Here is a 15115-nt window from a genome sequence, read left to right on the forward strand (position 1 = left end):
CAGTCTTCCCAACATATTCGACGTTTTCTGCAAAAAACCTCTTTTCTTTTATACTTTCTTAAATTTATGTAATTACAGCTGTTCGTTCCTCTGCAAATTTTCATATTTTACGGGTTAGTCCGAAGCCCTTTGCCTATGACGACAGCGAAAGCTATAGTGGTTCCCATTAAGAAAATCAATGTTCTACAAAAATAAAAGGACGACATTTTACATGCCGTCCTTTCTTTTTATAGAATCATTTTTAAAGGGGTTAAAAATGGACCTAATTAAACAGTATATTTTTCAGCTTCTAAAACTGCTGCAGCGATTTCACGTTTTTTCTCGATTACATTGATTGGATTATGACGAGTAAATTTACGTAATGCTGAAATCATCATGCGTAAAGTGTCTCCACTCTCTGCTGCAACTAACGTTTCTTTTGCATCTGCTTCAATAGCATTGAATGCTTCTTGACAGAATACTTCTGTGTATAATACTTTTTGTTTATTTTTCTCTAAGCCGCTTTTTTGGATTGCTTTTTCTGTACGTAGAATAGCAGATTCCATCGCATAGACGTTAGAGATGATATCAGAAATGTTAACTAATAGCTCTTGTTCTTTTTCTAATGCTTTACCGTATTTTTGCGCGACTAAACCTGTCATTAAGATCGCAATTTTTTTTGCGTTCTTTAATAAATATTTCTCTTGGTCTAAAACGCCATCGCCAACTTCTTCAGGCATAAGCATCATTAATTCTTCTTGAAGTTGCATTGCTTTTTGAATTAATGGAAGTTCACCTTTTAATGCTTTACGTAAGAACGTACCAGGCACTAAAAGACGGTTAATTTCGTTTGTACCTTCGAAAATACGGTTAATACGAGAGTCACGGTACATTCTTTCTACTTCGTACTCAGCCATGAATCCGTACCCACCATGGATTTGGACAGCTTCGTCTACTACGTAGTCTAGTGTTTCGGAAGCGAATACTTTATTTAAAGAACACTCAATTGCGTATTCTGCAACTGCTGCTGCAACTGCTTTTGGATCTTTTTCTTGCTCAAGAGTCAATGCACCTTGGTTGTTCTCATATAAACCTACTGTGCGGTATACAGAGCTTTCTGCCGCATATGTTTTTGTTGCCATGTTCGCGATTTTTTCTTGAATTAAAGAGAATTTTGCGATAGGCGTTTTGAACTGTTGACGTTGGTTTGCATATTGAGCAGCTAATTCTACTCCACGCTTGGAACCACCAACAGTACCAACTGCTAATTTGTAACGACCGATATTTAATATATTGAACGCGATTACGTGTCCGCGACCAATTTCACCTAATAAGTTTTCTTTCGGTACAACTGCATCTTCTAATACTAACGTTCGAGTAGATGATCCTTTAATACCCATTTTCTTTTCTTCTGGACCTGTAGAAACTCCTGAGAATTCGCGCTCAACGATGAATGCGGAGAAGTGCTCGCCGTCTACTTTAGCGTACACTACGAATACATCAGCAAAACCAGCGTTTGTGATCCATTGTTTTTCACCGTTTAGAACGTAGTGAGTGCCTTCTTCGTTTAATTTTGCAGTAGTTTTTGCACCTAAAGCGTCTGAACCTGAACCTGGCTCCGTTAACGCGTAAGCAGCAATTTTTTCACCTGTTGCTAAGAAAGGTAAGTATTGTTTCTTTTGCTCGTCATTACCGAATAATACGATTGGTAAAGATCCAATCCCTACATGTGCGCCGTAAGATAAAGAGAATCCACCAGCTCTAGAGAATTTTTCTGTAATTAAAGAAGAACTGATTTTGTCTAAACCGAATCCGCCGTACTCTTCAGGTACATCTGCACCTAATAATCCAAGCTCGCCAGCTTCTTTTAGTAACTTTACAGAAACATCAAAGTTATGATGTTCAATTTCTTCAATGTTAGGTACAACCTCGTTTACTACGAAGTCTTCCGTTGTTTTCGCAATCAGTTTATGCTCATCGTTTAGATCTTCTGGAGTGAAAATTTTATCAGCTGTTAAGTCTTCAATTAAAAAGCTTCCGCCTTTTACAACGTTTTCAACTGTATTTGACATGGTAAATCCCCCTTATTGTATGATTGGCCCCCGTATGAGAGGGCCTTACAAAATTATGCTAATAGTTCGAATACACCAGCGGCACCCATTCCGCCACCGATACACATACTTACTAATCCGAACTGTTCGTTTCGACGTTTCATTTCGTTAAGTAAAGTTAACGTTAGTTTTGATCCAGTACATCCTAGTGGATGGCCAAGAGCGATTGCTCCACCGTTAACGTTTACTTTGTCTTCATATAAGTTAAGCTCGCGCATTACTTGGATTGCTTGAGATGCAAATGCTTCGTTTAGCTCGATTAAACCGATATCAGAAAGCTCTAATCCAGCAAGCTTTAATGCTTTCGGAATTGCAACTACTGGACCAATTCCCATTACTTCCGGCGGAACTCCACCTACTGCAAAGGAACGGAATTTAGCGATTGGTTTTAAACCTAGTGCTTCTGCTTTTTCTCTTTCCATTACTAGTACAGATGCAGCACCATCACTCGTTTGTGAAGAGTTACCAGCAGTTACAGATCCTTGGACGTTAAATGCTGGTCTTAATTTCGCTAATATTTCCATCGTTGTGTTTTCACGAACACCTTCATCTTGAGAGAACGTAAATGTTTTTTCTTTTAATTTATTGTCTGGTCCTACATTTCTTACCGTTACATCGACTCCAACGATTTCATCAACAAATTTACCTTCTTTAATAGCTGCTGCTGCTCTTTGGTGACTACGTACAGCGAATGCATCTTGATCTTCACGACTTACTCCGTACTTTTGCGCCACTTGCTCTGCAGTATGACCCATGCCCATGTAATATTCAGGAGCAGTTTCCACTAGGCGTGCGTTCGGTCGAACAGTGTGACCAACCATCGGAACCATACTCATTGATTCCGCTCCACCAGCGATGATCGATTCCGCATGACCTAACATAATTCTTTCAGCAGCGTATGCGATAGTTTGTAGCCCCGATGAGCAGTAACGATTAATTGTAATAGCTGGTACACTATTCGGAAGCCCTGCTAATCCTCCAATATTACGAGCCATATTTAACCCTTGTTCTGCCTCAGGCATGGCACAACCGAAAATTAAATCATCGATTGGCCCGTCGTAGTTACTAGCTCTTCTTAACGTTTCTTTTACTACTAATGCACCTAAATCATCAGGACGAACGTTCGCTAATGAACCTTTTCTTGATTTACCGACAGGTGTTCTCGCACCCGCTACGATGACAGCTTCTTTCAACATGCTCCCCCACCTTCACATTGTTTTTTCTATAAATATAGGTATCTATTAATTACGTAATGGTTTGCCTTTTACTAACATGTGTTGCATTCTTTGTTGTGTTTTCAGTTCACCTAGTAAGCTTAAGAATGCCTCACGCTCGATATCTAATAAGTACTGCTCATCTACTAGAGTTCCGTATGCAACTTTTCCACCAGCAATAACGTTTGCTAACTTTTTCGCAATGTTTAGATCATGGTCAGAAATATAACCGGAATAGTGCATGTTGTGCGCGCCTAGTAGCATCGTTGCGTATCCAGTTTCTCCAGTTACCGGGATTTTTTGACGAACTGGTGCTGTATAGCCAGCTTCAAAAAGGTTTAATGCTGATTGCTTTGCATCATGGATTAAGTGATCTCCATTGAAGCTCACACTATCTTTTTCATTTAAGAAATGTAGGTCACGAGCTTCGTGTGCAGAGGTAGATACTTTTGCCGTCGCAATCGTTTCAAACACTTTGTTCGCAACTTTTTGCAAGTCAAAATCTAGCCCTTTCGGCATGGAGTTTAAGTGCTTTAAGTAAAGCTCTTTATTTCCTCCGCCACCAGGGATTAAACCTACTCCCACTTCTACTAATCCCATGTATGTTTCACTAGAAGCTTGAATTTTGGCTGCTGGTAAGCTTACTTCCGTTCCTCCACCAAGTGTCATACCGAACGGAGCTGCTACAACTGGCTTGTTGCTATATTTAATATTCATCATCGCTTGTTGGAACATGCGAACGACCATATCTAGCTCATAGAAGTTGTCGTCTTGTGCTTCCATTAAAATCATCGCAAGGTTTGCACCTACACAGAAGTTTTTCCCTTGGTTACCGATCACAAGCCCTTTGTAGTTTTTATCTACTTCTTCCACTGCGTAATTGATCATTTGAAGGATATCTAGACCAATAGCGTTGTTCGGTGATCTGAATTCTAATAACGCAACGTCATCACCGATATCGATTAAGTTTGCACCACTATTTTTCTTAATAACACCTTTTGTTTCAGAAATAGTTTTAAGATGAATAACTTTTTTGTTTACTTCTTTCGCTTTGTACTCACCGTTATGATAGAAGGAAGTAACCCCGTTATCTTTTTGATAGAAAGAACGGTAGCCTTTTTCTAACATTTCATCAATCCAAGCTGGAACAGTAATGCCATCTTGTTTCATTTTTAATACAGAATCTTCTATGCCAATTGCATCCCACGTTTCAAATGGGCCGTACTCCCAACCGAAGCCCCATTTCATTGCTTCGTCAATTGCTACGATATCGTCTGCAATTTCACCTAGTAGCTCTGCAGAATAGCTTAATGCAGGAGCTAAAATATTCCATAGTAAGTTACCTGCGCGGTCATCTGCGTATACAAGCGCTTTCAATTTATTGCCGTAACCTTTAGCTTGCTTACTCATTTCTACTGCTGCAGTTTTTAATTTTTTACGTGGACCGTACTCTAACGTTTCAGGGTCCAGTTCTAAAATTTCTTTTCCTTGTTTTAAGTAGAAACCTTGCCCACTCTTACTTCCTAACCAACCATTTTGTTGCATAGTTTGCATAAAGCTTGGGATGTTGAAAACTTCTTTTTCTGCACCCTCCACTTTGTCATACACGTTTTTTGCAACGTGAATAAATGTATCTAATCCGACAACGTCTAACGTACGGAATGTTGCACTTTTCGGACGACCAATTAATGGACCTGTCACGGAATCAACTTCTCCGACACTATATCCGCCTTCTAACATTTCTTTCACTGTTACTAATAATCCGTAAGTACCGATACGGTTAGCGATAAAGTTTGGCGTATCTTTCGCGAGTACAATTCCTTTACCAAGAACGTTTTCACCGAACTCTTTAATGAAAGAAACGACAGCTGGATCTGTATTTTTCGTAGGAATTACTTCTAATAATTTTAAGTATCTTGGTGGGTTGAAGAAGTGAGTTCCTAAGAAGTTCTTTTGAAAATCTTCCGAACGACCTTCTGACATCGCTTCTACAGAAATACCAGAAGTGTTGGAGCTTACGATACTTCCTGGCTTTCTATGTTGATCTACTTTTTCAAATAATGACTTTTTGACCTCTAAGTTTTCAACGATAACTTCGATAATCCAATCGCAGTCTTTTAACTTTTCTATATCATCTTCTAAATTTCCAGCTTCGATTAATTGTAAATTACTCTTTGTTGTTAATGGTGCTGGCTTTTGCTTTAAAAGCTTTTGTAAGGAAGATTGTACAATACGGTTGCGAACTACTTTATCCGATAGTGTTAAACCTTTTTTCTCTTCATCATCTGTCAATTTGTTCGGAACAATGTCTAACAGAAGTGTCGGTATACCAACATTTGCAAGATGTGCCGCAATACCTGATCCCATAACTCCTGAACCGATAACAGCAGCCTTTTTAATACTTTGTTTCATTCTTCCTCCCCCTATTTAATTCAAATATTAGAGCTTCTTATTAAGGAAACTAAATGATTTTAGTTGGAATTTACATACGGAATACATCATATACATTTATTACGCTTCCGCACTTCGTAAAATTCCAAAGTGAGTTTCTTTACTATAATTATTTTTGAATGAATACTCATTCATTTTTACCGTGAAAAAAATAACTCCTCAGTAAGAAGTCCTTTGAATATTACTATAAACGATATTTAAAATTTTCGCAATATATATACAAAGAGATTTCTTAAATATTTTTACGGTCATTATAACATACCTTCTTTTACATGTTTCATACTTAATTTGGGGATGATAGAGGTGCGGAGGTGAGTCATAAGTGAAGATGAAAAAACAACCATCTCAAAGAGCTAAAAGTGCTGCAAGTGTCAAAGGTAACGCTGGCCCAAACAACGAATACGACATGGGCGGCAAAAAAACGAGCGGCAACCAACAGTATAAAAAGAATAATATGGAACATTGATAGAAAAGCGGAGGCGGCTCGCCCTAATCCGTTAACTAAAAGTGAATCGAGGTGCTTTGGTACCTCGTTTTTTGTTTTAATCTGTGATAATCATCTTTTAATTTGCGGTAACTACTCTTTTATTTGCGATTGCTCTCTTTTATTTGCGATAACCATCCTCTTATTTGCGGTAGCTCTCTTTTATTTGCGATAACCAACTTCTTATTTGCGGTAGCTCTCTTTTATTTGCGATAACCACCCTCTTATTTGCGATAGCTCTCTTTTATTTGCGGTAACCATCCTCTTATTTGCGATACCATCCTCTTATTTGCAATCGGAGTTTACAGCACCTGGTCTTCATTTACAACAAAATAAAAAAGCAACCCAACAAGGTTGCTTTTTTATTACTACTTGCCAAACGTTCCTTTTAATACGAATGCTACGTTCGCTGGTCTTTCTGCAAGGCGGCGCATGAAGTAACCGTACCAGTCTGTTCCATAAGGTACGTATACGCGCATTTTGTAGCCTTCTTTTACTAATTCCAGTTGGCGTTCTTCACGAATACCGTAGAGCATTTGGAATTCAAATTGATCTCTTGGGATATTATGTTCTTCTACTAAGTGCTTTGTATATTCAATCATTGCATCATCATGAGAGGCAACTGCTGTATAGTTTCCATTTAATAGATGCATTTTAATAATTTTCTTTAAGTTTTCGTCCACATCTTTCTTATCTGGATACGCAACTTCTGGTGATTCTTTGTATGCACCTTTTACGAGACGTAAATTAGGACTGTACTGATTTAAATCTTCAATATCTGATACTGTTCTATATAAATATGATTGAATAACAGTACCTACGTTATCATATTCTGAACGAAGCTTCTTAAATATTTCTAACGTTTTACCACAGCGCTCATAATCTTCCATGTCTATTGTAACGAATACATCATTTTCTTTTGCCACGTCTAATATTCGTCTCATATTATTCAATACTAGTTCATCAGAAATATCTAGGCCCATTGAAGTCATCTTAAGGGATAATTGAGAATCAAGCGCTTGGCTTCCAATGGCACGAATTGCTTCTATTGAATTATCCGCCATCTCATTCGCTTCTGCTTCCGTATCAATAAATTCTCCTAAATAATCAATTGTGACAGATAAACCTTTTTTATTGAGATCTTTAATAACACTTACTGCCTGTTGAATCGTTTCTCCAGCAACAAATCGGCCTGCGCCAAAGCGAAGTCCGTATTTTCTTGCTAGCTTCGTAAGTGTTTTACTTTTTGATAAATATAGGAAGAAATTTCTCATTAATTGTTCCATATTCCTTCAACCTCCTGGATACCTCATGATGTCTCTTGTAATCTAGTAAATAACGAAATCGGTTACATTCAAAATATTTCAAAATACAAAATCATTCTATCATTTTTTTTTTCATTTGAATACATAATTTTGTCGGTTCCATGTATATTTTGTCTAATGTTTAGTTGAGGAGCGTTTACACTTAATAACTGTATATTACAGATTGGCATTGGAGATGATACAAATGATTTTATTATAGGAGGTTAACTATTCATGCAACAACAACAAAACATGGGCGGGCAGCAACAACCAATTTACCCTCAACCACCAAATATCGTCACTACTAAAGACTCTTTATACTTAGCAGATATGATGTCTTGGAACTTACTTGCTATGAAAAAAGCACATCATTTTGCGCAACAATGTCAAGATCAAGAGGTAAAACAACTAATCGAAAAGGCTGGGCAAATGCATCAACGTCACTATGAAAAAATACTTAGTCAAACTCAAAGTACACAACAACAGCAGCCATTACAATAAGGAGGGATAATATGAACCAGCAAAAAGTACAAAACCCTGAAACGCAAGTACCTAAAACACCACAAATGAATGACCGTGATTTTATTAACGACATTTTAGCAACTGAAAAATATATGACAAGTGCTTATTCTACTGCATTAAATGAAGCAAGTAATCAACAGTTATACACGGATTTACTTGCTATTAGTAACGAAACACAAAATTGTCAAAGAGAGCTATATAATCTTATGTTTCAAAAAGGATGGTACAGTTTAGAACCAGCTGACCCGCAAAAATTACAACAAACACATCAGCAGTTCCAAGGGTATTCTAACCAATTCCCATACGGCAACATGATGCAGTAGTAATTTTTGTAACTTTCCTCGGGTGTAAAGCATTCGGGGGATTTTCCAATAAAAATATATTCAAAAAAGCGGCCGATTTATATATCGACCACTTTTTTTATTTCCCTGAGGAAGCGCGATGCTGTTCATTTAATGTTTTAATTTCAGAAATAAGTTCCTTCATTCCATCTTTCGCATCGGGATATTGCTCATTCCAATGTTTCACTAACGGGGGCATTGATTTTGCAATATATGAATATACAACCCACGCCTCTACCTTCTCTTTTAATTCAGGAGAACTTTCTCCTAGTAAAAGCTCTGTATATTTTTCTAGTAACCCATCTAATTGGTCTTTTAGTTTTGCATCCATTCGGATTCCTCCTTTTTAAGAGTTTCGACATGCAAGAGGACAAGTTTTGCATCTAGATTTTTCCTCGTTTGTTTCATAATAGAAGCAACAAGTCTTTCGAGATCGTATTGCTTTCTCTGCAACGGTACCTTTTACACTATAAAAATATTTCACTGGATTTTTATTTAATCCAAACCATTGAGATGGCGCATATTGCAAAGCTTCAAAGTCACCAGCTATGTCCTCTTTCCCAATCGAAGGTAGCAACGTTTCATAAAGCCAATAAATATAAATCATCACATTTTCCCATAGTGTAAACCGTGATACATTTGCCACTTTGGATAACCGTTCAATAATAGGAGTATAAATGTCAAAAAACAGTATTTTAAACAGCTGGTCTCTTGCTTCCTCTCGAGCTCCTACTTCCTCTACAATCTCTTTCATATGTAGTGGCTCAAATCTTATTTTAGGTAACCATAGTTCCTTCTCTATATAATCATCTATATGAATCGTCTCTAGTTTAAGCTCCATTATTTTATTGTAAGCCGAGAAGGAAAGCAGAACGTTCACACTTAAAAATGCTAATCTTTTCATCAATAGGGAGGCAGTCACATAATCTTTATCAGACCCTATATATGGTTGAATTTGTTTCAAAAATTGTAAACTGCCCTCTTCCATTAAATCTTTTACACTAACCGAAGATTTACTCTTCTTAGTTGTAAGACGACATTTCTCTTCTAAAAATTGCAACTCCGCATTTGTTAAATTCATGTGCTAACTTGCGGAACGATGCAACGCCCTCTCCCATGTGGAATACATAACGGTGTTCCAAACAAAGGATCCGTTGTCACTTGGCAATTCATATCGAAAACGTTTCTTACTAAGTCACAACTTATAACGTCTTCAGGTTTACCTTGTGCGTATATTTTTTTATCCCGAATTGCTACAATATGATGAGCATAGCGACAAGCTAAATTGAGATCATGAAGAACCATGACAATTGTTCTTTGTTCTTTTTCATTTAGTTCAAATAGTAAATCTAAAATTTCTATTTGATGTGTTAAGTCTAAATAAGTTGTCGGTTCATCTAATAAAATAATGTCTGTTTCTTGCGCTAATGTCATTGCAATCCAAGCACGTTGGCGCTGTCCTCCTGATAAGGAATCTACTGGTCGTTCAGCAAACTGTTCCATTCCCGTGGCACGTAATGCATCCCACACAATTTGCTCGTCTTGCTCTGACCACTGCTTTAGCCACGTTTGGTAAGGGTATCTCCCCTGCTTGACGAGTTGTAAAACAGAAAGGCCTTCCGGAGCAACAGGACCTTGTGGAAGAATTGCAAGTTGGCGAGCAATTTCTTTTGTTGATTGTTTCGATATTGCTTCACCTTCTAACAGTACACTTCCATCTTTCGGCTTTAATAAACGGGCTAAAGAACGTAATAACGTAGACTTTCCACAGCCGTTTCCACCGATAAAGACCGTTATTTCCCCTTTCGGTATTTGCAGGTCCAACTCTTCAATAATAATACTTTCGCCGTATGCTAATGTTAAAGATTTGGTTTCCATTGCATCCATTTCATTTTCCACCTCTCGTTAAGCATTTCTCGTTTTATATAGTAAGTAAATAAAATATGGCGCCCCGATAGATGCGGTAAACACACCAGCAGGAATCTCTAATGGGGAAAACAACGTTCTGCCAATTAAGTCAGCTAACATAACAAGAAACGCACCTATTAATGCTGATGTTGGTAATAGTACACCAAAGGATGAGCCTACTAACCGACGGGCAATGTGCGGAGCCATTAGTCCAACGAAGCCAATTCCGCCACCGAACGCTACAGCTCCTCCAGTTAATGCTGTACTTAAGAAAAGTAAGCCAACTCGCTGTTTTTGAACCGAGCTACCTACACTTGTTGCTAGTTCGTCTCCGAGTTCTTGTATATTAATATGACGTACTAACATTAAACTTATGATGAAAAGTATAATCGTCCACGGAATCATTAATTTTACTTGATCCCAATTCGTCCCGTACACTGTTCCGGTAATCCAAATATTTGCCTGACTCGCTCGATAAATTGGACCTAAAATCATTAACATTGTTGTAACAGCTTGCATGAGAGCAGAAATACCAATTCCAATTAAGACTAATCGAATAGGTGACAACCCATTTTTCCAAGCTAAAATATAAACTAGAATCGCAACAACCGTTGCACCGATAAACGCGCTCAACGGTAGCCACTGAATGCTCACGATTAAAGAATTGTTGCTATCACTAAATAATGCTAGGAACAATACAACTGCAGCAGAGGCACCGCCTGTTAATCCAATGATATCCGGAGAAGCTAGTGGGTTACGAATAATTCCTTGTAGAATGGCTCCTGCCACTGCCAAGGATATCCCTACTAAAAGAGCCATAATGATTCTAGGTAAACGAAACGATTGTACAACGAGCGTTTCCATCGATTCACCATACCCAAAAATAATCTTTACAACGTTCCACGGAGCTATTTTCATTTCTCCTGTACCAGTACTAATAATAAATAATCCTACTACTGCTAATAATAGAGAAAAGATTACCCAAATAGACTTATTATCTACAAAGTAAGAAAAGAGATTTCGATACCGAAATGTCCGATATTTTCTCATTTGGCTCCGAACCCCCTTCTAGCAATGTAAATAAAAAACGGAGTTCCGACGATAGCTGTCATGACACCAACCGGTATTTCTTGAGGCATTAGTACATATCGTGCTGCGATATCTGCACTTAGTAGTAGAATTCCTCCAAGTACCGTACAGTATGGCACTAGCCAGCGGTGATCTGTTCCAACAAAGAAACGGGCAACATGTGGAATAACAATACCTATGAAGCCAATCGGTCCTGCGATTGCTACAGCTCCACCAGATAAAAAAATAATAATAATTGCAGCATATATTTTTAGCATCCCAGTTTTAACACCTAATCCTGTTGCAACATCTTCTCCCATTGCGAACAAGTTCATCTTTTTCCCAATGAAGAAGGACCAAATAAAAGCAATCGTAATGTAAGGAAGAACTGCTTCCACTGTTTCTAGCTTTCTACCTTGAATGCTTCCAGCTAGCCAAAAAAGAACTTGTTCCAGTGCCGTTTCATTTACAACTAATAAACCTTGTGTTAAAGAAGAAAACATTGCTGCAATCGCTGCTCCTGCTAGAGTTAGTTTCATCGGTGTTAGTCCTTCTCTACCTACTGAGCCGATAAAATATACCGCTAGCGCTGCAACAGCTGCTCCTGCAAAAGCAATCCAAGTGTACGCTTGTAAGGAATGAACAGAGAAAAAGGTAACTCCTAATACGACGAAAAAACCTGCACCTGCATTTATACCGAAAATGCTAGGAGATGCTAACGGATTTTTAGTCAACGCTTGCATCCATAATCCTGCAATCGCTAAACATGCACCAACGATTACAGCAATAATAGCTCTCGGTAACCGAACAGTTTGAATAATAATATGTTCATTACTACCATCAAATCGGAAAAAAGAGTCCAACACCATTGGTATATTCGTTTTCGTATATCCTAAAACAATACTTGCAACAAAAAAGATACAAAGTAGTATGATTCCTAAAATTAATCCAAGTATTTTATGAGAATTTTTTCTTAACAACATACAAAAACCTACAATCTATATATTCTACTTTCAGTTTAGGGAATACATAGAGCTCTGTCAACGACTTTGAAAATCATTCTCAAAGAAGTTATTGACAATTACGCTATAGCAAAGTAATATTCTAATTGAAAATGATTATCAACCAAAAATTTGGAGGTACATACGATGAAAAAGTCATTTCTTTTATTTTCTATGTTTATATTTGCATTGGTATTAGCTGCATGTGGTGGCGGAACAAATAATAATGAGGCATCTAATGATGATACGGGTGCAAATGATGAAGCGTATACGGTAGAACATGCGATGGAAACAACTACTATTCCTAGCACACCAGAAAGAGTTGTTATTTTAACAAATGAAGGTACAGAAGCATTACTTGCGTTAGGAGTGAAACCAGTAGGAGCTGTTCAATCGTGGCTGGGGGATCCTTGGTATGATCATATTGCTGCAGAAATGGAAGATGTTCAAGTAGTTGGAACAGAAAGTGCTGTTAACCTGGAAGCAATTGCTGCTTTACAGCCAGACTTAATTATCGGAAACAAATTACGTCAAGAAGAAGTGTACGAGCAATTAAAAAGTATCGCACCAACTGTTTTTGCAGAAACAATTAAAGGTGACTGGAAAGAAAACTTCCAACTTTACGCGAAAGCATTAAACAGAGAAGAAGTTGGCAATGATGTGTTAACCTCTTTCGATGACCGAGTAGAACAAATTAGTACAGATTTAGGTGATCAGTTACAACAAGAAGTTTCAATCGTCCGCTTTTTAGCTGGGGATGTACGTATTTATCATAAAGACTCTTTTTCAGGGATTATTTTAGAACAGCTTGGGTTTGCTCGTCCAGCAGAGCAAGATGTAGATGATTTTGCAGAAATGAACGTAACGAAAGAACGTATCCACGCTATGGAAGGTGACATACTTTTTTACTTCACATACGAAACAGGTGAAGGTGATGCAACGGGCGTTCAAAACGAATGGTTAGAAGACCCATTATTCCAAAACTTAGAAGTAGTAAAAAACGGCCGTGTACATGAAGTAAGTGATGCCATTTGGAATACTGCTGGTGGCGTAATAGCCGCAAACAAAATGCTAGACGATATCGAAGAAGTTTTCTTAAACGAATAAACATTACTACCCGCCAGTTGTAACTGGTGGGTTTTTCATTGTTTTTTTAGATAGTCCCGGAAGAAAACAATTGCATTATGAAATACGACTTCTGTTCTGAACTTCTATAAGATTTTTTCCTTTCACAGTTTGGAACCGTGAGTGGATCGTAGCGGAGGGAACTTGACTCCTGCGGGATGAAGAGGGAAGGTCGAGACCCCACAGGCGCAGCCGAGGAGGCTCGACTCCACGAAAAGCGGAAGCGCATCGATCTGGCCCGTACAAACTGGAGCAGTCCGGTAGGAGATAAAGGAAACACAACGAAACGTTAGTTGAGTTGATGTTGACTTATCGTACGGACGGACTGGGAAGTTTGATAGGGCCAATGCGCTGGAGCTAGACATCTCCCCGCGGAAAGCAAGTTCCCGTAGCGAAGAGGAACGAACTAATAATTAATAACTGTCTATTTTTCAAGGTGAACAACTAAACTATCTGTCTATTTTTGTTAGGAATAATGTTTAACTTTTGACGTAAATATTAGCTTACAGGATTGGATTTTTTCGAGTCCAACGTTCTATTATTAATCACCACTAATTAAAGTTCCCTTTAATGTTAGAATATTCTATAATAATTAAAAAGGTTATTAGAAAGGGTTGTTCCGATGATACAATCACCAATTAGAGTTCATCACAACTATAAAAAAAGGAAGAAGAAAAAAGTATTTTTTATCATTCCTATTATAGCAATCATTTACTTTGCTCTGTTTCATTTCGTTTCCATTCACTCTACCGATAACAAACCGTTTTTTACAAATGATCGACCGTTAGTCATTGCTCATCAAGGTGGGGAACATTTAGCACCTTCCAACACAATTGAAGCCTTTGCGAATGCAGTACAATTAGGAGTGGACGTATTAGAAACAGATATACATATTACGAAAGATGGCCATTTAGTTGCGATACACGATTCTACCGTTGACCGAACGACAGATGGGCTTGGTTTTGTGGAAGACTTTACGTTAGAGGAGCTTCAACAATTAGATGCTGGATTTTATTTTCAAGATTTGTCTGGGGAATATAGCTTTCGAGACCAAGGAGTATACATTCCTACTCTAGATGAGCTGTTTGGACTTTTTCCAGATATAAGATGGGAAATAGAAATTAAAGATGATAACCCTCCCGAGCGGATTAATGAAATTATTACAAAATTGTGGGAGCTTATTCAAAAATATGGATTACAAGATCGGGTGTTAGTTGCATCATTCGATCATAACATCATTAAAGCTTTCCAAAAAGAAACGGACGGCGAAGTAGCTGTCGCAGGTGGTAGAAGTGAAATTAAGCGTTTCGTCATTTTGCATAAACTATTCGCTAGAAATTTATTTTTCTCCTCTGTAGATGCTTTTCAAATCCCAACTGAAAATAGTGGCCTAGATTTAACGAAAGAACGACTCATAAAGGATGCAGGCCATGTAGGGGTGGAGCTTCACTATTGGACGATTAATGATAAGCAAGAAATGAGGATGCTTCTAGAACGAGGAGCAAGTGGAATTATTACGGACCGACCTGATTTATTGTTAGAAGTATTAGAAGAAATGGGATATTAAATGCAAACAAAAGAGGAAGCATATTGCTCCCTCTTTTTCT

General features: G+C 37.9%; 14 protein-coding genes. 5 read left to right on the forward strand and 9 right to left on the reverse strand.

The genetic code is table 11. From position 1 onward, the window contains the following. Positions 1-266 precede the first annotated feature (266 nt). From BC6307_RS18880 to BC6307_RS18890, 3 genes are read right to left on the reverse strand one after another with little or no spacing between them, the layout of a single operon-like run. Positions 267-2051: an acyl-CoA dehydrogenase FadE gene (locus tag BC6307_RS18880; RefSeq protein ID WP_066420637.1), complete on the reverse strand. Its 1785-nt coding sequence runs from the start codon at positions 2049-2051 to the stop codon at positions 267-269. A 53-nt stretch (positions 2052-2104) separates the two neighbouring features. Beyond that, entirely contained in the window at positions 2105-3283 is a 1179-nt protein-coding gene (locus BC6307_RS18885; protein ID WP_066420642.1) for an acetyl-CoA C-acetyltransferase, read from the reverse strand. Between the two features lie 48 nt (positions 3284-3331). Further along, positions 3332-5716 carry a 3-hydroxyacyl-CoA dehydrogenase/enoyl-CoA hydratase family protein gene (locus BC6307_RS18890; RefSeq protein ID WP_066420636.1) on the reverse strand — a complete coding sequence of 795 codons (2385 nt, stop codon included), beginning with the start codon at positions 5714-5716 and terminating at the stop codon, positions 3332-3334. 367 nt (positions 5717-6083) lie between these two features. On the opposite strand from BC6307_RS18890, the gene BC6307_RS18895 reads away from it, so the two are divergent. Then, positions 6084-6221 (forward strand): YuzL family protein, encoded by a 138-nt coding sequence (locus BC6307_RS18895; RefSeq protein ID WP_084380700.1) that lies wholly within the window; start codon positions 6084-6086, stop codon positions 6219-6221. Positions 6222-6607: 386 nt separating this feature from the next. On the opposite strand, the gene BC6307_RS18900 is transcribed toward BC6307_RS18895, so the two are convergent. Next, on the reverse strand, positions 6608-7525 hold the full coding sequence (locus BC6307_RS18900) for a proline dehydrogenase family protein (protein ID WP_066420634.1): 918 nt from the start codon (positions 7523-7525) through the stop codon (positions 6608-6610). A gap of 252 nt (positions 7526-7777) precedes the next feature. On the opposite strand from BC6307_RS18900, the gene BC6307_RS18905 reads away from it, so the two are divergent. Further along, positions 7778-8044 (forward strand): hypothetical protein, encoded by a 267-nt coding sequence (locus BC6307_RS18905; protein WP_066420633.1) that lies wholly within the window; start codon positions 7778-7780, stop codon positions 8042-8044. Between the two features lie 11 nt (positions 8045-8055). Beyond that, positions 8056-8388 (forward strand): spore coat protein, encoded by a 333-nt coding sequence (locus BC6307_RS18910; protein ID WP_066420631.1) that lies wholly within the window; start codon positions 8056-8058, stop codon positions 8386-8388. A 97-nt stretch (positions 8389-8485) separates the two neighbouring features. On the opposite strand, the gene BC6307_RS18915 is transcribed toward BC6307_RS18910, so the two are convergent. From BC6307_RS18915 to BC6307_RS18935, 5 genes are read right to left on the reverse strand one after another with little or no spacing between them, the layout of a single operon-like run. Continuing rightward, positions 8486-8737, reverse strand: a complete 252-nt coding sequence (locus BC6307_RS18915) for a YusU family protein (RefSeq protein ID WP_066420630.1) — start codon at positions 8735-8737, stop codon at positions 8486-8488. Between the two features lie 15 nt (positions 8738-8752). Next, the gene (locus BC6307_RS18920; RefSeq protein ID WP_066420628.1) at positions 8753-9487 is read right to left on the reverse strand and encodes an IucA/IucC family C-terminal-domain containing protein; all 735 of its coding nucleotides are present in this window, start codon (positions 9485-9487) and stop codon (positions 8753-8755) included. Continuing rightward, a complete protein-coding gene (locus tag BC6307_RS18925; protein ID WP_066420626.1) occupies positions 9484-10293 on the reverse strand; it encodes an ABC transporter ATP-binding protein in 810 nt (269 codons plus the stop codon). The genes BC6307_RS18920 and BC6307_RS18925 overlap by 4 nt, the downstream gene beginning before the upstream one ends. An 18-nt stretch (positions 10294-10311) precedes the next feature. Then, positions 10312-11364, reverse strand: coding sequence for a FecCD family ABC transporter permease (locus tag BC6307_RS18930; RefSeq protein WP_066420624.1), 1053 nt, complete (start codon positions 11362-11364; stop codon positions 10312-10314). After that, positions 11361-12365 (reverse strand): FecCD family ABC transporter permease, encoded by a 1005-nt coding sequence (locus BC6307_RS18935; protein WP_066420623.1) that lies wholly within the window; start codon positions 12363-12365, stop codon positions 11361-11363. Before BC6307_RS18935 ends, BC6307_RS18930 begins: the two co-directional genes overlap by 4 nt. Positions 12366-12530: 165 nt before the next feature. Between BC6307_RS18935 and BC6307_RS18940 the strand changes: the two genes are divergently transcribed. Both BC6307_RS18940 and BC6307_RS18945 read left to right on the forward strand, forming a co-directional pair. Further along, the gene (locus BC6307_RS18940) at positions 12531-13490 is read left to right on the forward strand and encodes an ABC transporter substrate-binding protein (RefSeq protein ID WP_066420622.1); all 960 of its coding nucleotides are present in this window, start codon (positions 12531-12533) and stop codon (positions 13488-13490) included. 640 nt (positions 13491-14130) lie between these two features. After that, positions 14131-15075 (forward strand): glycerophosphodiester phosphodiesterase family protein, encoded by a 945-nt coding sequence (locus tag BC6307_RS18945; RefSeq protein ID WP_084380775.1) that lies wholly within the window; start codon positions 14131-14133, stop codon positions 15073-15075. The last annotated feature ends 40 nt before the right edge of the window (positions 15076-15115 follow it).

The organism is Sutcliffiella cohnii (genome assembly GCF_002250055.1).
GTDB classification, from domain to species: domain Bacteria; phylum Bacillota; class Bacilli; order Bacillales; family Bacillaceae_I; genus Sutcliffiella; species Sutcliffiella cohnii.